The organism is Kitasatospora sp. NPDC018619 (assembly GCF_044391605.1).
GTDB lineage: Bacteria > Actinomycetota > Actinomycetes > Streptomycetales > Streptomycetaceae > Kitasatospora.
Genome location: NZ_JBISAI010000002.1, coordinates 115,419 through 141,818, shown reverse-complemented (window position 1 = coordinate 141,818; position 26,400 = coordinate 115,419). Strand labels below are relative to the sequence as shown.

Sequence of the window (26,400 nt, the reverse complement as noted above, 5' to 3'; positions counted from 1 at the left end):
GGGACACGGGCAGATGGGAGCGGCCGCTCGGGCCGGAGGGTCAGACGGACTGCTCGGTGGTCTTCGCCCGGCGCCAGGGGTGCATCAGGGTGGCGCCGAGTTCACCGGTCGCGGGGAACGCGGCCGGGTCGGTGAGGCCGACGGCCTTCGGCACTCGGCCGGGCCGCCAGGTGAAGCTCCCGAACACGTGGTCCCAGAGCGAGAGGTCGGAGGCGTAGTGGCCGGCTTCGGCGAGGTCGGTGCTGTGGTGCAGGCGGTGGAGTTCCGGCCCGGCCAGGACGTGGCCGAGCGGACCGATACGGACTTCGATGTTGGCGTGGACGAAATACCCCTGAGCCAGGATGAATATTCCGACCACGAACACCGAATCCGGCGAGAATCCGATCAGCGCCAGCGACAGTTGGACCACGGACTGCGCGACGAACACGTCCAGGAAATGGTTCACGCCGTTGTTCGCGACGTTCACCTTGTCCGGGACGTGGTGCACCCCGTGCAGCCGCCAGAGCCACCGGTTGCGGTGGGACCAGCGGTGCACGAGGTAGTCGCCGAGCGAGCCGACCAGCAGCGCGAGTGGGATCTCCACCGCGAACGGCAGCGCCGGGTGCGTCGGTCCGAGCACCTCCACCAGCGTCGTGACCAGCCCCTGGGCCAGTGCGCCGCCGACCATGCTCAGCACGAAGTAGGCGCTGTACCAGCCGAGTTCACGACGGCTCGGGTGCCAGTCGGCCCGGTACGGGATCACCCGTTCCAGGACCGCCAGGTATCCGAGGATCGCGATCAGGAAGAGCGGGGAGACCTGGTCCGGCGCCCAGTGGAAGTGCAGGGTCGCGACGGCCGTGCACAGCACACCCAGGAGCAGCAGCGGATGGGCGAGCCGGCGGGCAATGGCTGACAGCACGCGCCCCCCGTTCTTCGCGGACTAACGACTGGAAACGTCAGAGACTCTAGCGGGTGATGCGCGCCGTGACAGTCATTCGACGTGTTAACTCCATGAATGACCCGATCGGCGGACTATACGCGCACGAAGTTGACGTTCATCCGGCGCGAAGGGGGCGCATTGTCGAAAGTTTCCGGGACTTGACGGGGTGCACCCGCAGCCGTGCGGGGAAGCGCGCGCTGGTCTGCGCCCCCTCCGCGCTGCCGCGCGCGGTCGGCGATCCGGCCAATCCGGGCTCCCGGAGCGGCCGGCCCCCGGAGCGGGCGTCGGATCAGGAGCGGGCCGGCTCCGCCCGTCGGTGTGCGGCACGGGGCGCGTGCGCCGCGAGACGGTCGCGCAGACCGCGCAGCTCGTACTCGACCAGCGCGGGCAGCACGGTCGCGCCGGTCGCCTCCAGGGCGGGGCCGAGCAGGTCGACGGCGGCCGCCGGATCGTGCGCGCAGACGTGGCAGTCGGCCGCCCGGACGATGAAGAGGAGACGGCTGGCGGGCAGTTGGTCCGGACCGAGCAGGCCGAGGGCGGTCTCGGTGGCGTCCAGCGCCCGGCGGGCCAGCCGGGGGTCGTCGGTGGCCGCCGCGAGGTCGCGCAGCGCAGCGGCCGCGGCGGACTCGACCCGCATCCGCATCGGGGCGATGGAGAGCCAGGGCACGTCGGCCTCGTCCTGCTCGCCGATGTGCTCCAGCTGCGCCCGGGCCAGGCCGATCTGCCGGACGGTCGCCCGGACGTCCCCGGTCAGCGCGAGCGCCCGGGCCTGGCTGATCCGGCCCATCGCCCCGGCCCAGGGCCGGCCCGGGGCGGCGCGCTCGATGTCCCGCGCGTAGCCGAGGGCCGCGGCCGGGTCGCCGTCCAGCCGGGCCAGGATGCTCATGTCGCTGAGCGTGCCGACCTGGGTCGCCTGGTCCCCGGCCAGCCCGGCCCAGGTGAGGGCGCGGTCGTAGCAGGCCATCGCGGTGGCGTTCCGGCCGTCCTGCATCCGCAGGGCACCGGCCGCGTGGGCGTGCTCGGCGGCCAGCCGGGCCAGCGGGCCGCGCTGGTCGGCGGGGGCGGTGGCGAGCCGGGCCAGCACCGCGTGCAGGGTGCGCTCGACGGCGGCGGCCAGGGCCGGCCGGTCGCCGGTCTCGCCGGAGCGCAGGTGGGCGGCGAGCAGCCCGGTCAGGGCGTGCGCGGTGACGGCGTCCAGCGGGCGGGCGGCGGGCGGATCGGCGAGCACTGCGGCGGCGCAGAACTCCGCGTGCAGGGCCGCGAGTTCCGCGGGCTCGGGGACGGAACAGCCCTCGGCCCCGTGCAGCGGGCAGAGCAGGCCGTAGTCCGGCAGTCGCAGCGGGGCGGGGGCGCGCAGCGGGGCGGGCGCGCCGAACGGCGGCCCGCCCGGCAGCGGCGGCCGCAGCAGGGCGGGTGAGAAGGCGTCCAGGTCGCACAGTTCGGCGGTCTCGGCGCGCTGGCAGGCGGCGCTCAACTCCCCGGCGGCGCCCAGCAGCGCGTCGATCCGGTCGGCGACCCTGGGGGTCACCCGGCGGGCGCCGTGCTCGATCTTGCTGACCGCGGTGTGGTCGTAGCCGATCCCGGCGCCGAGCTGTGCCTGGGTGAGGCCGGCCCGGCGCCGCCAGTGCCTCAGCCGGGCGCCGAACTCCCGCCAGGCGTCCTGCCCGCGGCCGGTCGGCGGCGCCGGCACCGCCACCGCGGGGGCCACACGGTTCCGCTGCACGGCTGCCTCCCCGGGCTCGTCGTCCCCGGCCGGTCGCAGGGCCTGTCGACGATTCCAGTGATTCCGACGACTCCGATCAGGAGGACGGTACTCGATCGCCACCCACCGCGTACATGACGTGGTCTCAACCACTTGAAGAAAACCCCAGCTTGGCGCAAAGCCGGACCGACGGGCTTGACGGAATTTGCCAACCCCTTGCCTCGGGCGCACCAGGCATTGACCGGGGCATGACGCCGTGTGAGTGTTCGGGCACCCGAGCGCGGACGGCCCGCACGGCCGTCCCCCCGGACGCGGCCTGCGGTGCGGCCACCAGCCTTCGCCGTCCGCGGTCGAGGACCCCCACACGCGAGGAGCCTCGATGCAACGCAGAGTTTCCGCAGGCCGGTTGCTGACCACGGCGACCACCCTGACCGTCCTGGCCGGCATGATCGCCGCCACCGCGGGGCCGGCCACCGCCGCGCCCGCCCCCTCCCCCGCACCCCCGAGCGCCCTGGCGGCGGCGGTGAACGCGGCCGACGCCGCGGCCGCGGCCGGTCTGGACGCGCTGGCCAAGGGCCCCGACGAGACCTACGAGCGCACGTCCGTGACCCCGTGGGTCGGCGGGCTCTACTCGGTGGCCTACGAGCGCAGCTACCACGGGCTGCCCGTGGTCGGCGGCGACGCCGTCGTCCTCGCCGACGCCCAGGGCCGGGTCCGCGCCCTCCAGTCCGCCGCGACCGGCCCCGTCGGCGGTTCCACCACCCCGCAGATCGGCGCGGACCAGGCGGAACGGACCGCCCGCACCAAGCTGGCCTCGGTGGACTCGGTGGAGTCGCGCCGGCTGGTCGTGCGGGTCAAGGACGGCAACGGCGGCCGCCTGGCCTGGGAGACCGTGCTCGCCGGCCACCGGGGCAGCACCCCCAGCCGCCTGCACGTCTTCGTCGACGCCACCACCGGCGAGGTCGTCGACAGCTACGACGACGTCCGGGCGGGCACGGTCAACAGCGAGTGGAACGGCCCCGCCCCGGTCACCATCAGCACGACGAACTCCGGCGGCTCGTACTCGCTGCGCGACCCCAACCGCCCCGGGCTGTCGTGCTCGGACTACGGCACCGGCCAGGTGTTCTCCAAGTCCGGCGACTCCTGGGGCACCGGCAGCGCCTCCAGCAAGGAGACCGGCTGCGGCGACGCGATGTTCGCGGCGCAGAAGGAATGGGACATGCTCCGCGACTGGCTGGGGCGCAACGGGCACAACGGCAACGGCGGCAGCTGGCCGGTGAAGGTCGGGCTCAACGACGTCAACGCCTACTGGGACGGCAGCACGATATCCATCGGCCACAGTCAGGCCAACAAGTGGATCGCCTCGATCGACGTGGTGGGCCACGAGTTCGGGCACGGCATCGACCAGTACACCCCCGGCGGGGCCAACAACGAGTCCGGCCTGGGCGAGGCCACCGGCGACATCATGGGCGCGCTGACCGAGGCCTACGCCAACGAGCCCGCCCCCTACGACTCGCCGGACTACACCGTCGGCGAGATGATCAACCTCGTCGGCAACGGCCCGATCCGCAACATGTACAACCCCTCGCTCGTCGGCAACAACCCGAACTGCTACTCGGCGTCCATCCCGAGCACCGAGGAGCACGCCGCGGCCGGCCCGCTCAACCACTGGTTCTACCTGCTCGCCGAGGGCTCCAACCCCGGCGGCGGCAAGCCCACCAGCCCGACCTGCAACACCTCCGCCGTCACCGGCATCGGCATCAAGGACGCCGGCCGGGTCTTCTACGGCGGCATGCTCCTGAAGACCAGCGGCATGACCTACAAGCGCTACCGCACCGCCACCCTCACCGCCGCCAAGAGCCTCGACCCCTCGTGCACCTTCTACAACCGGGCCAAGGCCGCCTGGGACGCCGTCAGCGTCCCCGCCCAGAGCGGCGACCCGACCTGCACGCCGTCCGGCACCAGCGACTTCTCGCTGTCGCTCGGCCCGACGTCCGGCTCCGTCCAGCCCGGCGCCTCCACCTCCTCGACGGTGAGCACCGCGGTCACCTCCGGCACCGCCCAGAGCGTCGCCCTGACCGCCTCCGGCCTGCCCGCCGGCGTCACCGCGACCTTCAACCCCTCGTCGGTGCAGGCCGGTTCCTCCTCGACCCTGACCCTGGCCGCCTCCTCGGCAGCGGTGGCCGGGTCGTACCAGATCACCGTCACCGGCACCGCCGGCGCCACCACCCACACCGCCCAGTACAGCCTCACCGTCGGCGGCGGGGGTACCCCCAACGGGCCCGCGCCCGACATCGACGTCGCCAAGGTCCAGGCCCACCTGGCCCAGCTGAACAGCATCGCCAACCAGAACGGCGGCCACCGCCGGGCGGGCAGCGCCGGCCACAGCCAGTCGCTGGCGTACATCAAGGGCAAGCTGCAGGCGGCCGGGTACAGCGTCACCGAGCAGACCTGCACCTCCTGCACCTACCAGTCCAACAACCTGATCGCCGACTGGCCCGGCGGCCCGTCCGACCAGGTCACCATGTTCGGCGCCCACCTGGACAGCGTCTCGGCCGGCCCCGGCATCAACGACAACGGCTCCGGCTCGGCCGTCCTGCTGGAGAACGCGCTCGTGCTCGCCCAGCAGAACCCCGGCCTGACCCGGCACGTCCGGTTCGGCTGGTGGACCGGTGAGGAGCAGGGCCTCCAGGGCTCGCAGTCCTACGTCGGTCAGCTGAGCTCCGCCCAGCGCTCCGCGATCAAGGCGTACTACAACTTCGACATGGTCGGCTCGCCCAACGCCGGCTACTTCATCAACAACATCAACTCCACCGCCGCCGCGCCGATGAAGGCCTACTGGGACTCGCTGAACCTGAAGCCGGAGGAGAACGTCGAGGGCCAGGGCCGCTCGGACGACTACTCCTTCCAGCAGGCCGGCATCCCCACCTCCGGCTACGCGGCCGGCGCCGATGCCACCAAGACCTCGGCGCAGGCGGCCAAGTGGGGCGGCACGGCGGGCCGGTCGTACGACTCCTGCTACCACTCGTCCTGCGACACCACCAGCAACATCGACGCCACGGTGCTGAACCGCAACGCCGACGGCGTGGCCTACACCATCTGGAAGACCTCGGTCGGCGGCACCACGCCCGCCAACGACTTCTCCCTCTCGGTGAACCCGGCCACCGCCACCGTCAAGCCCGGTGACACCACCACCGCGACCGTCGCCACCTCGACCACCTCCGGCTCGGCCCAGACCGTCAACCTGGCCGCCTCGGGCGCCCCGGCGGGCGTGACGGTCTCCTTCAACCCGTCCTCGGTGCAGTCCGGCAACTCGGCGACGCTCACCGTCGCCACCTCCGCCTCGACCGCCACCGGGACCTACACCATCACCCTGACCGGGACCGGCTCGGCCACCCACAGCACCAGCTTCTCGCTGGTGGTGGGCAACGACTCGCCGAACCCGGGCGGCACCTGGACGCCCGGCACCACCTACCAGGCGGGCGACGTGGTGACGTACAACGGGGTCAGCTACCGCTGCCTCCAGGGCCACACCGCCCAGGTCGGCTGGGAGCCGCCGGTCGTCCCGGCGCTCTGGCAGGCCGTGTGACCGCGGCGTCCTGACGCCGGATGAAGCCGCTGCGCCGCGGTCCGTCGAGGGGGACGGACCGCGGCGCAGCCGTGTCCGGGGCGGCCGGGGGGCGCGCCGCCCGTTCGGCGGACCCACGACGGGCGGGCCCCGCCCTGGCGTAGGGTTCGGTGCGGACGCACCGTCACCGATCCGTCACCCACCGGAAGGAGCCGCCCCGTGGACACGGACACCGGCCCGGTACCGGAGCCGGCCGCCGAGATCGTCGAGCAGTGGCGGGCCGAGGAGGCCGAACTCGTCGACCTGCTCGCCCGGGCCCGGGACGGCCTCGGCGGCGTCGCCGCGTTCCGGCTCGGCCCGACACCGACCGTCCTGGTCACCGACCCGGCCGCCGTGCAGCACGTCCTGGGCCACCACCCGGACCGCTACGTCAAGCGCTCGCACCGCGCCCGGACGCTGGTCGGGGACGGCGTGCTGTCCGCCTCCGGCGAGCCGTGGAAGCGCCAGCGGCGGCTGCTCCGGTCGCAGTTCACCGGCACCGGGATGCGCCGCCACGAACGGCGGATCGCCGCGGCGGCGCGCCGCACCGCCGAGCGCTGGGAGGGCTACCGGCGCAGCGGGGAGACCTTCGACGTCGGCGAGGAGATGCGCGGCTTCGCCCTGGACACCGTCTGGCGGGCGCTCACCGGGCTGCCGCTGGACGACCGGACGGACCACGAACTGCGGTCGGTGGAACGGGTGGTGGCCGCGATGCCGACCCTGCCGACGGACGCGGCGGACGCCCGGGACGCCGTCGCCGGGGACCTCGCCCGGATCGACGCGGTGGCGCACGCGGCGATCGACGCGGCGCGCTCGGCCGGGCCGACCGAGGAACCCGGCGTGCTCCGGGTGCTCGTCGAGGCGGCCGAGCAGGACCCGGCGTACACCGACCGGCTGATCCGCGACGAGCTGGTCACCCTGCTCGTCGCCGGCCACGAGACCACGGCCACCACGCTCACCTGGCTCTTCCTGCTGCTCGACCGCCACCCGGAGGCCCGGGCGGCCGACCCGCGGGCGCTGGTCTCCGAGACGCTGCGGCTCTACCCCTCCGCCTGGCTGCTCCCCCGGCACGCCCTCCAGGACGACGTCCTCGCCGGGCACCGCGTCGCCGCCGGGACGGACGTGCTGGTCTGCCCCTACCTCACCCACCGCGACCCGGCCCTGTGGCCCGATCCGGAACGCTTCGACCCGGCCCGCTTCGGCCCCGGTGCGCAGCGCCCGGCGCAGCTCGGCGCCTACTTCCCGTTCGGCCTCGGCGCCCGCGCCTGCCTGGGCACCCGGTTCGCCCTGCGGGAGACCGTGGCGCTGCTGGAACTGCTGCTGCCGCTGGGGCCGTTGGCGTTCCGCTCGCGGCCGGACGGGGCGGCGTACGGCATCACCGTGCGGCCGGACGGGCCGACGCCGGCGGTACTGGGCTGAGGTCGTCCCGGGGCGTGTCCGGCGGTGCGGGCAGGAAGCCGTCGGTGAGCTCCCGGCCGGCCAGGGCGGCGTCGACCCGGGCGCCGATGTGGGCCCGGGTGGTCGGGCAGTCGAGCGGGCGGTCCCGGCTGCAGAGCAGCATGTGGGTGAGGACGGCCGCGGCGTGCTCCAGCCGGCGGGCGCGGGCGAGCATCCCGTCCCGCTGGGCGTGCAGCAGCGCCCTGCGCTCGTCCGCCTGTTCGCTGGCCAGCACGGCGACCGTCCCGCCGACCGGGATCATCCCGTCCACGTGCCAGAGCTGGACCAGGGCGAGGCGTTCCAGCGCCTCCCGGTCGTAGTAGCGGACCCGGCCGCGGCGCGCCGCGGGGGCGACCAGGCCGCACTCCTCGTAGTAGCGCAGGGCCGGCACCGAGAGGCCGAAGGCCGCCGCGACCTCGGTGATCGAGTGGAGCTCCGCCATCCGCCGTCACCTCCCTCGGGGTTGCGCTCAAGCACGCTTGAGCGAGAAAGCTGAGGCAAGCCTAACCTCTCGTCCAAGCGAAGGGCCCTGCGCTCATGCCGCCCACCGATGCACCGGCCGACACCACACCGACCGCCGACGCGCCGGGCGCCACCGCTCCGGCCGCGTCGGGCGCCTCCCGGGCCTCCGGCGTCCTGCTCGTCCTCGGCTTCGTCCTGCTCAGCCTCAACACCCGGGTCGCGTTCGGGCAGCTCGGACCGCTCGCGCCGGTCGCCGGCTGGGGCGCGGGCACCGTGACGCTGCTCGCGCTGCTGCCGCCGCTGTGCATGGGCCTGTTCGCCCCGCTCGGGGCACTGGCCCGGCGGCGGCTCGGCGAGGAGCGCGGCCTGTTCTGGGCGAGCGTGCTGCTGCTGGCCGGCGCGGTGCTGCGGACGGCGGGCCTGCCCGGGCTGTACGCGGGCACGGTGCTGGTGGGGGCCGCGGTGGCGGTGGTGAACGTGCTGGTCCCGGTGTTCGTCCGGGCGCGCTTCGCGCCCCGGCGGATCGGCACCATGACGGGCGTCTACGCGCTGTCCATGGGCGCCGGGTCGGCGGCCGTCGCCGCGCTCGTCGCGCCGGTCGCGAACGCCTGGTCCTGGCAGGCCGCGATCGCGCTCGCCGTCGTCCCGGCGGCGCTGGCGGCGGCCGGCCTGGTGCCCCAGCTGCGGACCGCCCGCAGGCCGGCCGGGCCCGCCGCGCCCGGCGGGCGCCGACGCGTCGGGCGGACGGCGCTCGCCTGGAGCCTGACCGCCTTCTTCGGCGCCCAGACGCTGGTCTTCTACGCGACGCTGGCCTGGCTGCCCACCGTCCTGGTGGACGCGGGCGTGAGCCGGACGGCCGCCGGCACCGACCAGGCCGTGCTGATCCTCGGCCTCGCCGTCGGCGGCTTCCTCGCCCCGACCCTGGCCGCCGCCCGGAACGACCAACGGCCGTACCTGCTGGGCGTGGTGGCCGTCTGCGTCCTCGGCCTGGTCGGGGTGGTGCTCGCCCCGGCGGGCGGGGCCCCGCTCTGGGCCGCCGTGCTCGGCACCGGCATGGGCGGCGGGCAGGCGCTCGCCGCCGTCCTGTTCGCCCGTCGGGGCACCGACCCGGAGCACGTCGCCGCGCTCTCCACCATGGCCCAGACCTGGGGCTACCTGCTCGCCGCCACCGGGCCCGCGCTCGTCGCGGCGCTGCGCACCGCGAGCGGCTCCTGGACGGCGCCGCTGCTCGCGATGACCGGTCTGCTGCTGGCCGGCGGCGCCCTCGGACTCCGGGCGGGCCGGGATGTCACAAACCCGCGCCGGGATCCGTCGGACAGGTGACCGCACGGTTCGCCCGCCCCGCGGACGGACCGGAAGAACACCGGAGCAGAGGAACACACCACGATGACCACCCGCCCGATCACCGCCGAGGTCCCGCTGCGCCCGCGCCTGGCCCAGGACCCGGTGGCGCTCGTCCCCGAGCTCGCCGAGGTCTCGGCCGCGCTGTTCAGGGCCACCGGCAACCGGTCCGTCCCCCGCAGCACCATCAGCCTGGTCCAGCTGCGGGCCGGCCAGATCGTCGGCAGCACCTACCTGACCGTGCTGCACACCGGCTTCCTGCGCAAGGCCGGTGAGTCCGAGGAGCGGATCGCCTCGGTGGCCGGCTGGCCGGACTCGCCCTGGTTCACCGCCCCCGAGCGCGCCGCGCTGGCCCTGGTGGAGGCCGTCCTCCAGCCCAACCCGCACGGCGAGCGGGTGTCCGACGCGCTGTACGCCGAGGTCGCCGGGCACTACGACGACACGGCGCTGACCACGCTCATGCTGGCCATCGGCCAGGTCGGCTTCTTCACCGCCATCGCCCTGGTCGCCAAGCCCGTCCCGGGCCGCTCCTTCACCGACCCCTGGGCCTGACCGGGCGGACGGCGCCCGTGGTCGACCGATCACCCGCCTCGGCATAGGCTGGTCCGCGCCCGAACGGACTTCCGTCGGGCCGCGGGCCGGCGAGCCGGAGGGGCGGCCGCACCCGCGAAGGACCACAGGGGGGCGGAAGCATGTCCGAGGATCGGCGACACGAACGGCGGGGCGACGAGGCGGGGGACGACCGGGCCCGGGACGCCCGGGCGGGGGACGACCGCCTCGCCGACGTCGAGATCGAGTACGACCCGTACGGCGGCCTCGGGGACGACGGGGAGGACGGGGCCCCGCGCGGCTCGACCGCGCGCCGGGTCGTGATGGTCACCGCCGGCGGGGTGTTCGCCGCCCTGCTGGCGGTCGGCGGCTACGGCGCCTACAACGTGCTGAACGCCGTGACGGACCACGGCCCGTCCGGCGGCGGCCAGCAGGGCTCCGGCACCGTGGCGAAGGCCCCGCAGGAGCCGCCGACCGCCGAACAGGCGGAGTCGGCGGCCAAGGAGTTCCTGGCGGCCTGGGGCCGCGGCGACCTCGCGGCCGCCGCCGGCCTGACGGACCGTCCGGAGAGTGCCCGCGCCGCCCTGGGCACCTTCCACGAGCAGGTCGGCCCCCGCTCGCTGGCCCTGACCGGGACGGGCCGCGCGCAGGGCGACACCCCGAGCGAGCCGGCCCTCGGCTTCCGGGTGAGGGCGGAGTTCGAGGGCACCCCGTCCGCCTGGGAGTACGACAGCGTGCTGAGCGTCGTCCGCTCCCCGGACGGGCGGGCCGTGGTGCGGTGGAAGCCGTCCGTGATCCACCCGCAGCTCGCCCCGGGCCGGACCATCGCGGTGAAGGCGCTGCCCGACCCGGTGTCCAAGCCCGCCGACCGCAAGGGCCGGCCGCTGGACGCCTTCCCGTCGCTGGCCGCCCTGCTGCCGCAGATCGCCCCGCCGAGCGGTGCCACCGGCGCCGCCGGCCGGGCCGTGGTGCTCTCCGGCGGCGGGACGGGCGCCGAGCCGGAGCGGCTGTTCGTGCTGACCCCGCCGAGCGCCCCGCAGGTCCGGCTCACCCTGGACGCCGACCTCCAGCAGGTGGCCGAGGACGCCGTCAAGCAGCAGGCGGCGAACGGCAACCCGGCCTCGCTGGTGGCGGTGCAGCCGAGCACCGGCGACATCCTGGCGATCGCGAACGCCCCGCAGGGCGGCTTCAACCGGGCCCTCGCCGGCGGGCAGGCGCCGGGCTCGACGATGAAGGTGGTCACCGCGGCCGCGCTGCTGGAGGCGGGCGTGCGGCCGGACACCGTGGTGCCGTGCAAGGAGACCACCTACTCGCCGCGCGCCTGGCACAACGACGAGAGCGGCGACTTCCCGTCCGCCACGCTCGCGGAGGACTTCGCCCGCTCCTGCAACACCGGCTTCATCGACAAGGGTTTGGAGAAGCTCCAGCCCGGCACCCTCGGCGCGGTGGCCCGCGAGCAGTTCGGCCTCGGCCTGGAGTGGCGCATCGGCGTCCCGAGCCGGGACGCCACCATCCCGCTGCCCGGGAACCGGGACGAGGCCGCGGCCGCGTACATCGGCCAGGGCCGGATCCAGGTCAACTCGCTGCTGATGGCCTCGGTCGCCGCCACCGTGCAGAGCGGGACGTTCCGCCAGCCCGTGCTGCGCGAGGACGTCAAGCCCGTGACGGCGCCCGGCAAGCTGCCCGCGGACGTCGCCCGGGACCTGCGCGCCATGATGGCCAGGACCGCCACCCAGGGCACCGCACGCACCCCGATGGCCGGCCTGTCCGGCCAGATCGGCGCCAAGACCGGCACCGTCGAGGCCGGCGGCCAGGCCACCAACAGCTGGTTCATCGCCTACCGCGGGGACCTCGCCGTCGCCGCCGAGGTCGAGGGCGGCGGGCACGGCTTCAGCGCGGCGGGCGTGGCCGCGGCGCAGGTGCTGAAGGCGGGCGGCAAGGGCTGACGGCGGGCGGCGCGGGCCGCACCCGGGCCGCCCGGGCCTCCAGGTACCGGCGCTCCGCGAGGCTCGCGGTGGCCCGGGCGGCGCCCCGGTACTGCTCGTACGCCCCCGCACGGTCGCCGGCCCGCTCCAGCAGGTGCGCCCGGACGGAGAGCAGCCGGTGGTGCCCGGCCATCCGGGCGTCCTCCTCCAGCCCGGCGAGCAGCGCCAGCCCGGCCTCCGGGCCCTGCGTCTCGGCCAGGGCGACCGCCCGGTTGAGGGTGACCATCGGGTTGGGCGCGATCCGCTCCAGGACCAGGTACAGCGCGGACACCTGCCGCCAGTCGGTGTCCTCGGCGGCGGCCGCGTCGGCGTGGGTGGCGGCGATCGCGGCCTGGAGCAGGTACGGGCCGAGCGCCGGGCCCGCGAGCGCCTCCCTGACCAGCGCCGTCCCCTCCTCGATCAGCCCGCGGTCCCACCGGGTCCGGTCCTGCTCGGCGAGCGGGACGAGGTCGCCGGAGGCCGTCGTCCGGGCGGCACGGCGGGCGTCGGTCAGCAGCATCAGCGCCAGCAGCCCGGCCACCTCGCCGTCCTCCGGCAGCCGGGCGCGCACCATCCTGGTCAGCCGGACCGCCTCGTGGGCGAGGTCGACGCGCTGCAGCTCGCCGCCCGAGGAGGCGGTGTAGCCCTCGTTGAAGACCAGGTAGAGCACGTGCAGGACCACCCGCAGGCGCTCCTCGTACTCCTGCGCCGACAGCGCCGACAGGGCGGACAGGGCGGACAGGGCGGACAGGGCCGATCCGGCCGCCCCGGGCGGGCCGAACGAGCCGCCGGCCGCCCTGATCCGCTGCTTGGCCCGGCTGATCCGGGCCGCCATCGTCGCCTCCGGCACCAGGAACGCCCGGGCGATCTCGGCCGTGGTCAGGCCGCCGACCGCGCGCAGCGTCAGGGCCGTCCGGGAGGCCGCGGTCAGCGCCGGGTGGCAGCACAGGAACAGCAGGAGCAGCGTGTCGTCGGTGTCCGGCACCTCCTCCGGCACCACCTCGGCGGCCGCCGTCGCCCGCTCCCGCTCGCGCCGGGCGCGGTCCCCGCGCACCTGGTCGACCAGCCGCCGGGAGGCGACCGTCACCAGCCAGCCGCGCGGGTTGTCCGGCACCCCCTCGGCGGGCCACTGCACGGCGGCGGCGAGGACGGCCTCCTGCACCGCGTCCTCGCAGCCCTCGAAGCGGCCGTACCGTCGTACCAACGTGCCGAGGACCTGCGGCGTGAGCCCACGCAGCAGGTCCTCGAAGTCCGGTTCCGTCATGCCTCCAAGTGTCCGTCGGAGAACATCACCTGCCGCACCTCGACGCCCAGCCCCTCGATCGCGGCGTCCGGGATCCGGGCGGCCAGCTCGACCGCGCGGTCCCTGTCCTCGCAGTCGACCAGGTAGAAGCCGCCCAGGAACTCCTTGGCCTCCAGGAACGGCCCGTCGGTGACCACCGGCTGGCCGTTGCGGACGGTCACCACGGCGGCCTGCGACGGGTCGACCAGCGCCTGGGTGACGATCAGCTCGCCGGATCCCTTGAGCTCCTCGATGAACCGGCCGTGCCCGGCGCCGATCGCGGCCTTCTCCTCGTCGGTCAGGGCCTCCAGCACGGCCGGGTTGATGTGCAGGCCGATCAGGAACTTCATCCGGGTCCTCCTCGGGTTCGCGGGGCCCTCGGCCGGGCCGCCTCCGACGGTGGTCGGAGCGGGCTCCGCGGTCTTGACGTCCTCCGCCCGGCCATCTTCCCCGAATCCGCGCCGGGGCGGCGGCGGGCGGCGGGTGGATCCGGACGGCTGCGGGGCGGCGGGCGGCGGGCGGATCCGGACGGCTGCCGGCGGGCCACCTTCCGTATGCCGACCGTCCACTCGACGTGACTGCGGTCCTTGATAGCGTCGGTCGTGACGCCGCGTCACCACGGCGCTGCACCACGACGAAACGAGAGAGCGTCACATGGCCCCCAGGACGATCCGCCGAGCCGTCATCCCCGCCGCCGGGCTCGGCTCCCGCCTCCTGCCGCTGACCAAGGCCACGCCGAAGGAGATGCTGCCCGTCGGCGACAAGCCGGTGATCGAGCACACCGTGCGCGAGCTGATCGAGAGCGGCATCACCGACATCACCATCGTGGTGAACGGCGACAAGGGCCTGATCCAGGAGCACTTCCGCCCCAACCCGGTGCTGGTCGAGCAGCTGCGCCGGGACGGCAAGACCGCCTTCGCGGCGGCGGTCGAGGAGGTCGGCGAACTGTCCCGCAAGGGCCACATCAGCTACCTCTACCAGCACGGCCCGTACGGCAACGGGACCCCGGTGCTCAACGCCGCCCGCCACTTCGGCGACGAGCCCTGCCTGGTGCTCTGGCCCGACGACGTCTTCGTGGCGGAGGTCCCCCGCGCGCAGCAGCTGATCCGGGCGTACGAGCAGACCAACGCGCCGGTGCTCGCGCTGATGCCGATGGCCCCAGAGGACTCCTACCGCTACGGCGTGCCGGTGGTCAAGGAGGACCTCGGCGGGGGCTCGCTGCGGATCACCGGCCTGGTCGAGAAGCCCAAGCCGGCCGACGCGCCCTCCTCGTACGCCGCGATCGGCGGCTACGTCATCACCCCCGGCATCGTCGACGAGCTGCGCGAACTGACCCTCCGCTGGCACGAGAAGCCCGAGGACGAGGTCTACCTGACCGACGCCATCAACGCCTACGCGGCCCGGCGCGCGGTCTACGGGCAGGTCATCGCGGGCACCTGGTACGACACCGGCAACCCCGCCGCCTACCTGCGGGCCCAGTTCGCCGCCGCGCTCGCCAACCCCGAGTACGGCCCCGAGCTGCGCCGGCTCGCCGCGGAGCTCTCCCCGTCCGCGACCGGCTGAGGCCGGTCGGTCCCGGCCGGGGCGGCGGGCGGGGCGCCCGACCGGGGCCGCGGGTCCGGCCGGGGCGGCGGCCCTTCAGAGCTCGGTGAGCTCGCCCAGGCCCAGCGTGCGCAGCATGTGGTCGGCCATCCGGCGGTGGCCGACGGCGTTGGGGTGGGTGGGGTCGTCCAGCCATGGGATGGCCTCGCCGTCGGGGAACTCGGCGAGCCAGTGGGCCTCGTGGTCGACGAGCAACGCGCCGGTCCCGGCCGCCAGTTCGCGGACGGCCTGGCAGTACGCGGGCAGCTCCGCACGGGCGGCGCGGCCGGCGGAGCTCGACACCACGGGCGTCTGCAGGACGATCCGCGCACCGGCGGAGCGGTCGATGACCTCGCGCATGGCCGCGCGGAACTCCGGCAGGCCGTCCCGTCCGGCGCAGGCGTCGTTGGTGCCCAGCGAGAGCGACAGGACGTCCGGCGCGAACCGCCCGATGACGAAGTCGTACGCGTCGAGCACGTCCGTGGCCCGCCAGCCGGACACCCCCGTGTTGACCACGACGTCCGTCAGCCGCCCGAGCTGCCAGTGCAGCCGCTCCTGCACGTGCTCCACCCAGCCGCGGGCGCCGTGGGTGTGGTAGGCGGCCTGGGTGATGCTGTCCCCGGCCATCACCCAGGTCATCGGCTCCTCGGAAAGCCCGATCATCTGCTGTTCCTCCCTTGCCGGTTGAGCGTGCGGCGATCCTACGGCCCCGGGGCCGACCGCGCCCCCGGGCGTCCACCGTCCGTCGGCCGCAGGGCGGCGGACGGCACGTCATGGGTCTGCTCCACCGTTCCCACCGGGCGCGGGACGAATTGCCCGGGCACCGGAGGGACCGTATGGTGCTCGGACGCCGTCGCGCGGACGGCTCGGGGGACGAGGAGAGCAGCATGGCGCAGGGGTCGGGGTACGCGATCCAGGCCGGCGGGGCCGAGGCGCAGGCCAACGCGCTGGACAAGGCATCCGAGGACGAGGCGACGATCGGGACGGCGATCAGCGATCCGGTCTGCTACACCGCGGACGTGTTCGGGGGCGAGGACGCCGACCCGGCGTACCGGAACTTCAGCACGTCCTGGCAGGCGGAGAGCGCGACGATCAAGAGCGCGCTGAGCGAGCTGGCCGGCAAGGTGCGGAGCTCCTCGGCCGGCTACCGGTCGGCCGACGGCTCCGTGGTGAAGGACCTCGCGACGGCCTCCCGCAGCGGCGACTACCGGCCCTTCGGCTGAGGCTCGCCGAACGGGCGCGCGGCCCCGCGCGAACGGGCCCGGGAGCAGGACCGACCCGGGAGCACGGACGGGCGCGGGAACCAGGGACAGGTGCGGGAGCGGACGGCGGCTGACGAGCCGCCGGCGGGCACCTGACGCACGGCCGCCGGGCAGCGGCGGGAACGACACCACGGGCAACGGGAACAGGGGGGCGAACGAGCCGCCATGGCAGGCGAATCCACCACGCAGCGCTGCAAGGCGCTGACCGACCGGCTGAAGGACGTCCGCGAGGCGGACAGCAAGAACGATCTGATCTCCGCGATCAAGGGCGCCCTCGCGGTCCACGCGCCGGTCGGGGACCCGGGCACCATCGAGGCGGCCGGCAACCGCTACAAGAACGCGGCCGCCGATTCCCACCAGCTCCACCAGGAGGTCCTGGCGGTCGCCACCGCCGGGCTGCCGGACGTCTGGACCGGTTCGACGGGTGCCAAGGCCGCCGAGGTGGTGGCCGCCGCCGCCCGCGCCGTCGACCAGCAGACCACCGCGCTCCACAACGGCGGGCTGGCGCTGCTCGGCCTCGCGGACGCGCTGCGCTCCGCCCAGGGCCAGGACGGCGCCGCGCGGTCCGCGCTCCAGCAGGTGCTGAGCTCGCTGGGCGGCGAGGACGGCTGGTTCGACGACTGGTTCGAGGACGACGACGAGGAGGCGGCGCGCAAGAAGGCGCAGCAGGCCGCCGTGCCCCAGGTCGACGCGATGCTGAGCGCCGCCAAGCATGCCGACGAGGCGGCCCGGGCGGCGGCCCGCGACCTGAACAAGCTGGCCTCCGAGGCCCGGGCCGGGAAGATGACGTCGGGCGCCGTCACCGCCGCCGACAAGCTGGTGCTGGCCGAGACCGCGGGCCCGGACGGTCCGACCGAGCTGAACGAGCTGCTGACCGCCAACGACATGAAGCGGTCCGGCGAGTACCTCGACAGGATGAACGACAAGGACCGGGCGGACTTCGAGAAGCTGCTCGCCGACTCCAAGTCCCCGCAGGAGCGCGCCTACCTGATGAAGGCACTCGCGGCCGGCCACTCCATGGACGAGATCCGCACCTTCCAGGGCAAGATCCACGGCAAGGACCCGGAGTGGCTCCGGACGCACCTGACGCCCGTCTACACCGAGGACGGGGACACCACCAGCGGCGGGCAGCGGGAGAACGGCTCCAACGTCAACACCGACCAGGTGGCCTTCGACGGCGCCGACTGGAAGCAGGCGGACACCGAGGGCACCTGCGTCGCCTCCTCCACCGTCACCGCCCGGGCGATGGTCGACCCGCTCTACGCGCTGGACCTGACCGGCGGCCCGTCCGGCCAGGAGGACGACCCGGCGGCGTTCCAGCAGCGGCTGCTGGCCGAGCAGCACCGGGTCCACCAGGAGGGCGGCGGCGGCGACGGCTGGAACGGCATGGGGGCGGACGGCAAGGAGAAGGTGCTGGAGAAGGAGGTCAGCCCGCACACCGGCGCCGACTTCGACTACAAGCCGGTGCCGGACCCGAACGCCCGGCGCGAACTGCTGCCGGACATCGAGAAGGCCGTCGCCGACGGCAAGCCGGTGCCGGTCGGGGTCGAGGGCTACGACAAGGACGGCAAGCGGTCGGGCCACGCGATGATGATCGTCGGCCAGGAGGGCAACATGCTGCAGATCTACAACCCGTGGGGCACCACCACGTGGGTCAGCGAGGACGACTTCGTCAACGGCCGCATGGCCGGGGCCTCGGACGACCGGCTGCCCACCGCCTACGCCGTCCACCTGCCGAAGTGACCGGGGCGGCAGGGGTGTCCACGCGTTCACCGGGCCGGGTGGCGGCCCTGGCCGTCGTCCTGGCGGCCGGTCTGGCCGCCGGTCCGACGGCCTGCGGGCAGGACGGGGCGGGCGGGTCGGGCGGGTCGGGCCGCGGCCGGGTGCTCGGCGCGCAGGAGCGCTCGGTCAGCCTGGCCGTCGGCGAGCGCTTCACCATCGCCGTCCGGGACAACACCTCGGTCGGCGACCGCTGGAGCGTCGCGGAGCCGAAGCCGGACGCCTCGGTCGCGACCCTGGTCGCGGAGAAGCTCGACCTCCCGGAGGGGTCGAAGACCTCGGACGGGGCCGGCGGCACCCGCTACTACACCTTCGAGGCCAGGGGCCGCGGCACCACCGCCGTCACCCTCCTCAACTGCTTCCGCAGCTACTGCGACCTCCCCGCCCCCACCGACGAGAACAGGAAACTGATCGTGCGCACCACCTACCCGGTGACGGTCCGATGAGCTCCGAGGACCGCTTCCGCCCCAAGGGCGACGACGAGCTGCGGCAGCTCGACGTCGCCGCCATGCTCCGCTACGGGCTGGCCTTCGCGGGCCCGCACCGGAACGCGCTGTTCGGCGAGGGCGCCGTCGCGGCGGCGCTGGCCGCCGACGGGCTGGGGGTGCTCCCCCGCTCGCTCGCCTTCCTCGCCGAGGTGGTGCGCAGCGGCGGCGCCCGCTACGCCGCGGACCTCGCCGAGCCGCTGCCCGGCGCGGAGCCGGCCCGGCTCGCCCGGGAGTGGCTGGGCTCGGCGGCCACCACCGTCACCACGGTGGACGGCGACCAACTGCTCGCCCGCTGGCTGGACGCCGTGGCGGAGATCCTCGGGATGCGCCGGGACGTCCGGGACGTCCGCGGCGGGGCGGGCGGCTGAGCGGCCTACACTCGGCCGTGCCGGTGGCTCCGACCACCCAGGACGAGAGAGACGAGCCCCTGCCGTGCCGAAGCCGTACCAGCCGAAGCCGTACCAGCCGGGTCAGCCGGCCCCCTCGGAGCCGTCCGACCAGCCGGGCCCCGCGGATCAGCCGGGTCGGTCCAGCCCGTCGGCCCTGCCGCCGGTGATCCGCGGCGACGTCCCCGGGTCGTTCGCCCACGGGGTGTTCCACGAGCGCCACCCGAAGCTCCTCCGGCAGGTGCTGGCCGCGCTGCCGTACGGCCCGGGCGAGCGGGCGGCGGTCGAGCGGCTGCTGGTGGAGAGCACCACCGGCGTGCTGGAGCCGCTCGGCGCGGACGCTCCGGACGGGGCGCGCTGGCTGGCGTGGGGCGAGGGCCTGTGGGGCCGGCCGTGGGGCGAGGCGCCGTTCCTGTGGGCGGAGAGCTACTTCTACCGCCGGCTGCTGGAGGCCACCGGCTACTTCCGGCCCGGCGCCTGGCAGGGCGTCGATCCGTTCGCGCCGTTCAAGTCCGCCGAGCTGGGCGGCCGGGCGGTGGACGAGGAGCTGGCCGCGCTGGACGGGCTCGACGGACTGCCGGAGGCCCGGCGGGCGGAGGCGCTGGTGTCCTCCGCCCTGTGGGGCAACCGGGCGGACCTCAGCTTCCGGATCACCGCGGGCGCGGCCGGGGAGGCGGCCCCTGACCTGGCCGCCGACGACGGCGCCCTGCTGCGGGCCGCGCTGGAGCGGGCCGGGAACGGCGCCGGGACGGTCTGCGTCGTCGCGGACAACGCGGGCCGGGAGCTGCTGCCGGACCTGGTGCTGATCGACCACCTGCTGGCCCACGGCCTGGCGGCGCGGGTCGCGCTGTACGTGAAGCCCCAGCCGTACTTCGTGTCGGACGCGACGATGGCCGACGTCCTCGCCGCGGTCGGCCGGCTGCGCGCCGCGCCCTCCCCCGCCGCCGCGGCGGTCGGCGCCCGGCTGTGGCGGGCGCTGGGCGACGGCGCACTGGCCGTCCGGACGCATCCCTTCTTCTGCGCCCCGCTGCCCTACCACGACCTGCCCGCCGACCTGCGGGCCGAGTTCGCCGGGGCGGCGCTGACGATCGTCAAGGGGGACCTCAACTACCGCCGGCTGGTCGGTGACCGGTACTGGCCGCCGACCACCCCGTTCGCCGGGGCGGCGGGGGCGGCGGGGCACTTCCCCTCGGCCGTGGCGGCGCTGCGGACGCTGAAGTCGGACGTGGTCGTGGGCCTGGACGCCGCCGTCCTCGCCCGGCTCGACGGGACGGGGACGCCGTGGCGCACCGACGGCCGGCACGCCGTCGTCCAGGTGGACCCGCGCACGGGCCCGGCGGCCTGACCGGGCCGGCGTCCCGGCGGGCCCGGCGGTCTGACGGCCCGGCGGGCCCCAACGGGCGCGGCGTTACCGCTTGACAGGGTGCGTAATACTGTAACGCGCTGGTACGCCCACGGATCCGGCCCCGCCCCCCCTCCCGCTGCTCGGAGCACCGCATGCACCCCTTCCTCGACCACCCCGGGCCGCTCGCCTTCGCACACCGGGGCGGTGACCTCGGGCGCCCCGAGAACTCCCTCGCCGCCTTCGAGGCCGCCGTCGCGCTCGGGTACCGCTACCTGGAGACGGACGTGCACGCGACCGCCGACGGCGTGCTGGTGGCCTTCCACGACGAGCGGCTGGACCGGGTCACCGACCGCACCGGGGCGGTGGCGGAGCTGCCCTGGGAGGCCGTCAGGCAGGCCCGGATCGGCGGGACGGAGCCGGTACCGCTGCTGGAGGACCTGCTCGGCGCGTTCCCCGGGGCCCGCTTCAACATCGACGTCAAGGCGGCGCCCGCCGTCGCGCCGCTGGTCGAGGCGGTCCGGCGGACCGGCGCCTGGGACCGGGTCTGCGTGGGCGGCTTCTCCGACGCCCGGCTGGCCGCCGTCCGCGCCGCGGCGGGGCCCCGGCTGGCCACCTCGCTCGGCCCGCGCGAGGTGGCCAGGCTCCGGCTGCGGTCGCTGGCCGAATCGTTCCTGCGCCCCGCCCGCCCGGGGAAGCCGTCCCGTCCCGGTGCTCCGTCCCGTCCGGGTGCGGCGTCCCGTCCGGGTGCGCCGTTCGCCGGGCTGTGCGCGCAGGTGCCGGAGCGGCACCGGGGCGTCCGGGTGGTCGACGGGGCCTTCGTCCGCACCGCCCACCGGCTCGGCCTCCAGGTGCACGTGTGGACTGTGGACGATCCCACACGGATCAGGGCTCTCCTGGACCTGGGTGTGGATGGCATCATGGCCGATCGCATCGACGTCCTGCGGGACGTCCTCGGCGAGCGGGGCTGCTGGCACGACGGCAGTACCGGCTCCAGCACGGTGATGGGAACCCCATGAGCACCACGAACTCGGCGACGCACCTGCCGGACGACCCCCCGACCGGCCCGGCCGGCGCCGTCTCGGCGGCCACCGGCGACGGACGGGCCCTGCGCCGGATGCAGTTCGGCTGGTACGTCAACGACTGGGCCAACGCCGCCTTCTCGGCCACCGTCCTGACCGTCTTCCTCGGCCCGTACCTGACCTCCGTCGCCAAGGACGCCGCCGACCCGGCCGGCGACGTGCACCCGCTCGGCCTGACGATCCGCGCGGGATCGTTCTTCCCGTACACCGTCTCCTTCTCCGTGCTGCTCTCGGTCGCGGTGATGCTGCTCACCGGTACCCTCGCCGACCGCACCGGGCGGCACAAGGAGCTGATGTGCGGCTTCGCGTACGTCGGCTCGCTCGCCACGATGGGGATGTTCTTCCTCGGCGGCGACCGCTACCTGCTCGGCGGCGCGCTGCTCGTGGTCGCCAACATCTCGTACGCCGTCTCGGTCGCGCTCTCCTACGCCTACCTGCCCGGCCTGGCCTCCCCCGACGAGCGCGACCAGGTCTCCTCCAAGGGCTGGGCCTACGGCTACGCGGGCGGCGGACTGCTGCTGATCGCCAACCTGGCGCTGTTCCAGGGCCACGACGCGTTCGGCCTGGACTCCGGCACCGCCGTACGGATCTGCCTCGCCTCGGCGGGCCTGTGGTGGGCGCTGTTCACCGTCGTGCCGATGCTGCGGCTGCCCTCCCGGGCGGGCGTGGCCCCCGCGGCCCCCGCCACACCCGGCGGACCCGGCGGACCGGGCAAGCCCACCGCCGGCAGCCTGCGCGAACTCGGCCGCACGCTGCGCGGCATGCGCGAGCACCCGCTCACCCTGCTCTACCTCGCGGCCTTCCTCTGCTACAACGACGGCATCCAGACCGTCGTCTCGCAGGCCTCGCTCTACGGCAGCGAGGAGCTCGGGATGGACCAGACCTCGCTCGTCACCGCCGTGCTCCTGGTCCAGGTCGTGGCCATCGGCGGCGCCCTGCTGCTCGGCCGGATCGCCCACCGGTACGGCGCCAAGCGGACCATCCTCGGCTCCCTGGCCGGCTGGGTCGTCACCCTCGCCCTCGGCTACTTCATGCCCGCCCACCAGCCCGCCTGGTTCTACGCCCTGGCCTGCATGATCGGCCTGGTGCTCGGCGGCAGCCAGGCGCTCTCCCGCTCCCTGTTCTCCCACCTGATCCCGCCCGGCAAGGAGGCCGAGTACTTCAGCTTCTACAAGATCAGCGACCGCGGCACCAGCTGGATGGGCCCGCTCGTCTTCGGCGTGGCCTACCAGGTCACCGGCAGCTACCGCTCGGCGATCATCTCGCTGCTGGTCTTCTTCGTCATCGGCTTCGCCGTCCTGCTGAAGGTCCCCGTCCGCCGGGCCGTCGAGGCCGTCGGCAACCCGGTCCCCGAACGCCTCTGACGCCCCGCCGGACCGCCGCGGGCCCGGCCGCCCCCGCTCAGGCGGGAGGGCGGCCGGGCCCGGTCCGTTCCCAGGTCCGTGGACGCTCCGTCAGCCGGTGACCATGGTCCTGCCGGGGAGCGTGTTCCAGCCGCTCCACCCGCTCTTCCCCGGCCGGTACGAGGCGTGGTTGAAGACGCCGTTCCGGCCGGTGGCGAAGAGGTCCAGGGTGCCGGCCGCCGCGTTGAACGTCGCGGTCGGGAAGCGGCCGGTGCTGAACCTCCAGTCCCCGACGGAGGTCCAGTCGCTCCACGGCTTGCCGTCGGGCTGCCACTCGGCGCGGGCGAGGATGCCGTCGCCGTCGACCGCGAACAGCGCGAAGCCGCCGGTGGCGGGGTCGAAGACGGCGGTCGGCGAGCCCGCGAACGTGCGGCCCCGGATCTCGGACCAGCCGCTCCACTTCGTCATGCCCGGGGTGTAGTAGGCGTGCGCGACGACACCGCTGGTCCGGGTGGCGAAGACCTCCGCGGCCTTGGTGACCGGGTCGTAGGCGGACGTGGGGCTGCCGGTGAACCTCACGCTGTCGTCCTGGGCGTACCAGGGGGACCAGTCCTGGCCCGGCAGCCAGTAGGTCTGCTTCAGCACGCCGTCGGTGTTGACCGCGAAGAGCTCGACGGCACCGGTGGCGGCGTTGTACAGGGCGCTCGGGCTGCCCGTGAACTCCCGGTCGGCCTTGATGTCGTACCAGCCGCTCCACCCTGCCGTGCCCACGGTGTAGTAGGAGTGGGAGACGGCCCCGTTGGTCTGGGTCGCGAAGACCTCCGCGGTCTTCGTCGCCGGGTTGTAGACGGCGGTGGGGCTGCCGGTGAACCTCCTGTCGGTGGGCTGGAAGTACCACTCGCGCCAGCCCTGGCCGTCCTGCATCCAGTAGGTCTGGCTGAGCACGCCGTCGGTGCCGACGGCGAACAGCTCGATGGCACCGGTGGCGGGGTTGAACAGGGCGGTGGGGACGCTCGCGAACTGCCAGTCCTCGCCGACCCGCGTCCAGTCGCTCCAGGTCGTGCCGTCCGCGCTCGAGGAGGACACCACGTGGCGGTCACTGTCGACGGCGAAGACCGTGGTGGTCTTCCGGACCGGGTCGTAGACCGAGCTGCGGGCGGCCGGGTTGGCGGTGACCGTCCCCCACCAGCCGTCGCGGACCTGGTCGATCCACGCGCCGAGGTCGTCGACCCGGGTGTCGTACGCGCCGGTGCGGGTCTCGGTGGCGGGCACGCCCAGGCAGCCGCCCTGCCAGGAGCGGGAGGCGACGGCGACCAGCTCCGCCCTGCCGTTGACCTCGCGGATCACGGGGGCGCCGGTGTCGCCCTTGCAGACCGCCGCGCCGCCGGTGCCGGTGGTGCCGATGCCGGTCGGGCTCACGGTGTCGAGGCTGAACGCACCGGCGTGGAGCCGGTTCGGGATCCACTCCGTCCCGGTGCGCCCGTACCCGGGCACCCGCAGCGTCTGCCCGGCCGTCGGGGCGGTGTCGGCGACCGCGACCGGGGCGATGCCGGTGACGGGCACGGCCAGGCGGGCCAGGACCAGGTCGCGGTCCTGGCGCGGCATCAGCTCCACCACGTCCGTCACGACACCGGCGCCCGTGGCCAGGTCGGTGCGGCCGACGGTGGCGGTGGTCCTCCACTTCGGCGCACCGGCGGCCAGCGCCTGCGGCTGCGCCGGGTCGTCGGAGAAACACGAGGCGGCCGTGGCCACCCAGTAGCGGTCCACCAGCGCGCCGGTGCAGACGCGCGCGTTGTCGCCGATCGCCAGGCGGACGGTGTAGGCGTAGGAGCCGTCGGCGGCCGCGTCGCCGACCACGGCGCCGGCCGGGGCGAGGGTGCACAGCGTGCCGGCGGCCGCGGCCGCGGCCAACACACCCGCCCGACGGGAACGGGACGGGATCTTGCGGGGCATGAGGGTTCTCCAGAAAGCGCGAGGGGAAGGTGCGGGGATCGTTGGGGGGGACGGCAGCCCGCGGGTGCGCGGGCTGCCGTCGGTGTTCGACCGGCGGCCACGACCGGCCGACCGGCGTCGGCCGTGGATCAGGGGGCGGAGGGACCGCCGTGGAAGCGGACCCAGACCGGGCCGCCCTGGCCCTGCGGGTCGACGGACCAGAGGGTGCTGTTGACGTCCCTGACATAGGTGACCAGGTGCCTGGTCACCGGGTCGACGACGGTTTGCGGAACGGCGTCGGCCGCCAGCGCCGTGCCCGACGGGCTGAGGCCGAAATCGGTCCACTTCCCGGTGGCGAAGTCGAGCGCGTTCAGCCGGTTGTCCGGCCCGTTGACGTACACCACCGTCCGGTTGCCGGCCTCGTCGGCGATCGCGACCGGGTCGGTGGCGGCCATCGCGCCCCAGTCGCGCCAGCCCGGGCCCCACGGGTCGACGGACCACAGGTGGTGGGCGGCGTCACGGACGAAGGTGGTGAAGTGCCCGGTGGCCGGGTCGACCACGGTCGAGGGCACCGCGTCGGGGGCCAGGGCCGGCGGGACGAACTCGACCCGTCCGGCGCCCTGGCGGTCGATATAGTTCAGCCGGTTGTCCGGCCCGTTGACGTAGACCACGATGTGGCCGTCGTTCGGGTTGATGACGGGCACCGGGTCGGTGGCGGCCAGCCCGCCGAAGTCGTACCAGCCCTCCCCCTGCGGGTCGACGGACCACAGGTGGTGGGCCGTGTCGCGCACGAAGGTGACCAGGTGGTTGGTGGCCGGGTCGACGACCGTGCGCGGAACGGCGTCGGGGGCCAGCACCGTCCCGGCCGGGGTGGGGACGAATTCGGTCCACTTGTCGGTGGTGCGGTCGTAGGACCAGAGCTTGTGGTCCGGCCCGTTGACGTACACGATCACGTGGTTGTCGGCCGGGTTGGCGATCGCGGTGGGGCGGGCGGCCGCGTAGCCGCCCAGGTCGGTCCAGCCCTCGTTCTGCGGGTCGACCGACCACAGGTGGTTCTTGCTGTCCTGGACGAAGGTCAGCGGATGCCCGGTGGCGGGGTCGACGACGGTGAACGGCGAGCCGGTGACCTTGGTCCCCGACGGGGTCGAGTGGCGGACGTTGGTGATCCACACGCCGAGGTCGTCGACCCGGGTCGCGTACGCGCCGGTCCGGGTCTCGGCGGCCGGGGTGCCCAGGCAGCCGCCCTGCCAGGAGCGGGAGGCGACGGCCACCAGCTCGGCCTTGCCGTTGACCTCGCGGATCGCGGGGGCGCCGGTGTCACCCTTGCAGACCGCCGCGCCGCCCGTCCCCGTGATGCCGACACCGCTCGCGCTCACCGTGTCGAGCGAGAACGCGCCGGTGCGCGGCTTGTTCGGCACCCACTCGTCCTTGGTCCGGCCGAAACCGGCCACCCGCAGCGACTGCCCGGCCGTCGGCGCCGAGGTGCCCACCGCAAGTGGCGTCACACCGCCGATCGGCACGGCGATACGGGCCATCACCAGGTCCCGGTCGGCGCGCGGCACCAGCTCGACCACCTGGGCCGACGTGGCACCGACGGTGGCGGTGGTGTTCCACCTCGGCTTTCCGGCCGCGAGCGTGGCCGGCTGCGCCGGGTCGTCGGAGAAGCAGGAGGCCGCGGTGAGCACCCAGTACTGGTCGATCAGCGCGCCGGTGCAGGCGCGCAGGCTGTCGCCGACGACGATCCGCGCGGTGGCGGCGGAGGCGGTGTCGGCCGCGGCGCCGCCGGAGACGGCGCCGGCCGGGGCGAGGGTGCACAGCGTGCCGACGGCGGCCGCGGCCAGCACACCCGCCGGACGGGAACGGAAGTGGGACTTGCGGGACATGGGGACTCCCCTTCGGGACGGTGTGTGGGAGCGCGGGGGCGGCCGGTCTCGCGTCGGCG

General features: G+C 74.7%; 21 protein-coding genes. 13 read left to right on the top strand and 8 right to left on the bottom strand.

What is annotated here, in order from left to right:
- Positions 1-40: 40 nt before the first annotated feature.
- Together ACH5AR_RS03240 and ACH5AR_RS03235 are read right to left on the bottom strand one after the other, a co-directional pair.
- The gene (locus tag ACH5AR_RS03240) at positions 41-898 is read right to left on the bottom strand and encodes a sterol desaturase family protein (protein WP_396299668.1); all 858 of its coding nucleotides are present in this window, start codon (positions 896-898) and stop codon (positions 41-43) included.
- Between the two features lie 310 nt (positions 899-1,208).
- Positions 1,209-2,642 carry a helix-turn-helix domain-containing protein gene (locus ACH5AR_RS03235; RefSeq protein WP_396299667.1) on the bottom strand — a complete coding sequence of 478 codons (1,434 nt, stop codon included), beginning with the start codon at positions 2,640-2,642 and terminating at the stop codon, positions 1,209-1,211.
- A gap of 358 nt (positions 2,643-3,000) precedes the next feature.
- On the opposite strand from ACH5AR_RS03235, the gene ACH5AR_RS03230 reads away from it, so the two are divergent.
- Both ACH5AR_RS03230 and ACH5AR_RS03225 read left to right on the top strand, forming a co-directional pair.
- The gene (locus ACH5AR_RS03230) at positions 3,001-6,210 is read left to right on the top strand and encodes a M28 family peptidase (protein ID WP_396299666.1); all 3,210 of its coding nucleotides are present in this window, start codon (positions 3,001-3,003) and stop codon (positions 6,208-6,210) included.
- 198 nt (positions 6,211-6,408) lie between these two features.
- The gene (locus ACH5AR_RS03225) at positions 6,409-7,647 is read left to right on the top strand and encodes a cytochrome P450 (RefSeq protein ID WP_396299665.1); all 1,239 of its coding nucleotides are present in this window, start codon (positions 6,409-6,411) and stop codon (positions 7,645-7,647) included.
- On the opposite strand, the gene ACH5AR_RS03220 is transcribed toward ACH5AR_RS03225, so the two are convergent.
- Positions 7,604-8,107: a MerR family transcriptional regulator gene (locus tag ACH5AR_RS03220; protein WP_396299664.1), complete on the bottom strand. Its 504-nt coding sequence runs from the start codon at positions 8,105-8,107 to the stop codon at positions 7,604-7,606. The two genes, ACH5AR_RS03225 and ACH5AR_RS03220, sit on opposite strands and share 44 nt — an antisense overlap.
- A gap of 95 nt (positions 8,108-8,202) precedes the next feature.
- Between ACH5AR_RS03220 and ACH5AR_RS03215 the strand changes: the two genes are divergently transcribed.
- The 3 genes from ACH5AR_RS03215 to ACH5AR_RS03205 all read left to right on the top strand — a co-directional run bounded on the left by ACH5AR_RS03215 (position 8,203) and on the right by ACH5AR_RS03205 (position 11,963).
- Positions 8,203-9,450, top strand: a complete 1,248-nt coding sequence (locus ACH5AR_RS03215; RefSeq protein ID WP_396299663.1) for an MFS transporter — start codon at positions 8,203-8,205, stop codon at positions 9,448-9,450.
- A 63-nt stretch (positions 9,451-9,513) separates the two neighbouring features.
- A complete protein-coding gene (locus ACH5AR_RS03210) occupies positions 9,514-10,020 on the top strand; it encodes a carboxymuconolactone decarboxylase family protein (RefSeq protein WP_396299662.1) in 507 nt (168 codons plus the stop codon).
- A gap of 140 nt (positions 10,021-10,160) precedes the next feature.
- Complete coding sequence (locus ACH5AR_RS03205) at positions 10,161-11,963, top strand: penicillin-binding transpeptidase domain-containing protein (protein ID WP_396299661.1); 1,803 nt, start codon at positions 10,161-10,163, stop codon at positions 11,961-11,963.
- Here the strand turns inward: ACH5AR_RS03205 and ACH5AR_RS03200 are convergent.
- The gene (locus tag ACH5AR_RS03200; protein WP_396299660.1) at positions 11,908-13,245 is read right to left on the bottom strand and encodes an RNA polymerase sigma factor; all 1,338 of its coding nucleotides are present in this window, start codon (positions 13,243-13,245) and stop codon (positions 11,908-11,910) included. The two genes, ACH5AR_RS03205 and ACH5AR_RS03200, sit on opposite strands and share 56 nt — an antisense overlap.
- Positions 13,242-13,613 carry a YciI family protein gene (locus ACH5AR_RS03195; protein WP_396299659.1) on the bottom strand — a complete coding sequence of 124 codons (372 nt, stop codon included), beginning with the start codon at positions 13,611-13,613 and terminating at the stop codon, positions 13,242-13,244. The genes ACH5AR_RS03200 and ACH5AR_RS03195 overlap by 4 nt, the downstream gene beginning before the upstream one ends.
- Before the next feature lie 304 nt (positions 13,614-13,917).
- On the opposite strand from ACH5AR_RS03195, the gene ACH5AR_RS03190 reads away from it, so the two are divergent.
- The gene (locus ACH5AR_RS03190) at positions 13,918-14,826 is read left to right on the top strand and encodes a UTP--glucose-1-phosphate uridylyltransferase (RefSeq protein ID WP_396299658.1); all 909 of its coding nucleotides are present in this window, start codon (positions 13,918-13,920) and stop codon (positions 14,824-14,826) included.
- Between the two features lie 75 nt (positions 14,827-14,901).
- Here ACH5AR_RS03190 and ACH5AR_RS03185 read toward each other — a convergent pair whose 3' ends face one another.
- Positions 14,902-15,507, bottom strand: coding sequence for an SGNH/GDSL hydrolase family protein (locus ACH5AR_RS03185; RefSeq protein ID WP_396299657.1), 606 nt, complete (start codon positions 15,505-15,507; stop codon positions 14,902-14,904).
- A 173-nt stretch (positions 15,508-15,680) separates the two neighbouring features.
- On the opposite strand from ACH5AR_RS03185, the gene ACH5AR_RS03180 reads away from it, so the two are divergent.
- From ACH5AR_RS03180 to ACH5AR_RS03150, 7 genes are all read left to right on the top strand, one after another.
- A complete protein-coding gene (locus tag ACH5AR_RS03180) occupies positions 15,681-16,067 on the top strand; it encodes a hypothetical protein (protein WP_396299656.1) in 387 nt (128 codons plus the stop codon).
- A 204-nt stretch (positions 16,068-16,271) separates the two neighbouring features.
- Positions 16,272-17,849, top strand: coding sequence for a peptidoglycan-binding protein (locus ACH5AR_RS03175; protein ID WP_396299655.1), 1,578 nt, complete (start codon positions 16,272-16,274; stop codon positions 17,847-17,849).
- 14 nt (positions 17,850-17,863) lie between these two features.
- On the top strand, positions 17,864-18,331 hold the full coding sequence (locus ACH5AR_RS03170; RefSeq protein ID WP_396299654.1) for a protease inhibitor I42 family protein: 468 nt from the start codon (positions 17,864-17,866) through the stop codon (positions 18,329-18,331).
- Positions 18,328-18,741: a hypothetical protein gene (locus tag ACH5AR_RS03165; protein WP_396299653.1), complete on the top strand. Its 414-nt coding sequence runs from the start codon at positions 18,328-18,330 to the stop codon at positions 18,739-18,741. Before ACH5AR_RS03170 ends, ACH5AR_RS03165 begins: the two co-directional genes overlap by 4 nt.
- Before the next feature lie 184 nt (positions 18,742-18,925).
- Positions 18,926-20,104 carry a damage-control phosphatase ARMT1 family protein gene (locus tag ACH5AR_RS03160; RefSeq protein ID WP_396299652.1) on the top strand — a complete coding sequence of 393 codons (1,179 nt, stop codon included), beginning with the start codon at positions 18,926-18,928 and terminating at the stop codon, positions 20,102-20,104.
- 152 nt (positions 20,105-20,256) lie between these two features.
- Complete coding sequence (locus tag ACH5AR_RS03155) at positions 20,257-21,120, top strand: glycerophosphodiester phosphodiesterase (protein ID WP_396299651.1); 864 nt, start codon at positions 20,257-20,259, stop codon at positions 21,118-21,120.
- Complete coding sequence (locus ACH5AR_RS03150) at positions 21,117-22,547, top strand: MFS transporter (protein ID WP_396299650.1); 1,431 nt, start codon at positions 21,117-21,119, stop codon at positions 22,545-22,547. Before ACH5AR_RS03155 ends, ACH5AR_RS03150 begins: the two co-directional genes overlap by 4 nt.
- A gap of 90 nt (positions 22,548-22,637) precedes the next feature.
- On the opposite strand, the gene ACH5AR_RS03145 is transcribed toward ACH5AR_RS03150, so the two are convergent.
- Complete coding sequence (locus ACH5AR_RS03145) at positions 22,638-24,479, bottom strand: trypsin-like serine protease (RefSeq protein ID WP_396299649.1); 1,842 nt, start codon at positions 24,477-24,479, stop codon at positions 22,638-22,640.
- 128 nt (positions 24,480-24,607) lie between these two features.
- Positions 24,608-26,341 carry a trypsin-like serine protease gene (locus tag ACH5AR_RS03140; RefSeq protein WP_396299648.1) on the bottom strand — a complete coding sequence of 578 codons (1,734 nt, stop codon included), beginning with the start codon at positions 26,339-26,341 and terminating at the stop codon, positions 24,608-24,610.
- Positions 26,342-26,400: the final 59 nt, after the last annotated feature.

Coding starts and splice junctions, on each gene's coding strand:
- ACH5AR_RS03190 (WP_396299658.1), top strand. CDS start 13,918: ATGGCCCCCAGGACGATCCGCCGAGCCGTCATCCCCGCCGCCGGGCTC.
- ACH5AR_RS03215 (WP_396299663.1), top strand. CDS start 8,203: ATGCCGCCCACCGATGCACCGGCCGACACCACACCGACCGCCGACGCG.
- ACH5AR_RS03220 (WP_396299664.1), bottom strand. CDS start 8,107: ATGGCGGAGCTCCACTCGATCACCGAGGTCGCGGCGGCCTTCGGCCTC.
- ACH5AR_RS03175 (WP_396299655.1), top strand. CDS start 16,272: ATGGCAGGCGAATCCACCACGCAGCGCTGCAAGGCGCTGACCGACCGG.
- ACH5AR_RS03145 (WP_396299649.1), bottom strand. CDS start 24,479: ATGCCCCGCAAGATCCCGTCCCGTTCCCGTCGGGCGGGTGTGTTGGCC.
- ACH5AR_RS03210 (WP_396299662.1), top strand. CDS start 9,514: ATGACCACCCGCCCGATCACCGCCGAGGTCCCGCTGCGCCCGCGCCTG.
- ACH5AR_RS03185 (WP_396299657.1), bottom strand. CDS start 15,507: ATGATCGGGCTTTCCGAGGAGCCGATGACCTGGGTGATGGCCGGGGAC.
- ACH5AR_RS03200 (WP_396299660.1), bottom strand. CDS start 13,245: ATGACGGAACCGGACTTCGAGGACCTGCTGCGTGGGCTCACGCCGCAG.
- ACH5AR_RS03205 (WP_396299661.1), top strand. CDS start 10,161: ATGTCCGAGGATCGGCGACACGAACGGCGGGGCGACGAGGCGGGGGAC.
- ACH5AR_RS03180 (WP_396299656.1), top strand. CDS start 15,681: ATGGTGCTCGGACGCCGTCGCGCGGACGGCTCGGGGGACGAGGAGAGC.
- ACH5AR_RS03165 (WP_396299653.1), top strand. CDS start 18,328: ATGAGCTCCGAGGACCGCTTCCGCCCCAAGGGCGACGACGAGCTGCGG.
- ACH5AR_RS03140 (WP_396299648.1), bottom strand. CDS start 26,341: ATGTCCCGCAAGTCCCACTTCCGTTCCCGTCCGGCGGGTGTGCTGGCC.
- ACH5AR_RS03155 (WP_396299651.1), top strand. CDS start 20,257: ATGCACCCCTTCCTCGACCACCCCGGGCCGCTCGCCTTCGCACACCGG.
- ACH5AR_RS03150 (WP_396299650.1), top strand. CDS start 21,117: ATGAGCACCACGAACTCGGCGACGCACCTGCCGGACGACCCCCCGACC.
- ACH5AR_RS03230 (WP_396299666.1), top strand. CDS start 3,001: ATGCAACGCAGAGTTTCCGCAGGCCGGTTGCTGACCACGGCGACCACC.
- ACH5AR_RS03195 (WP_396299659.1), bottom strand. CDS start 13,613: ATGAAGTTCCTGATCGGCCTGCACATCAACCCGGCCGTGCTGGAGGCC.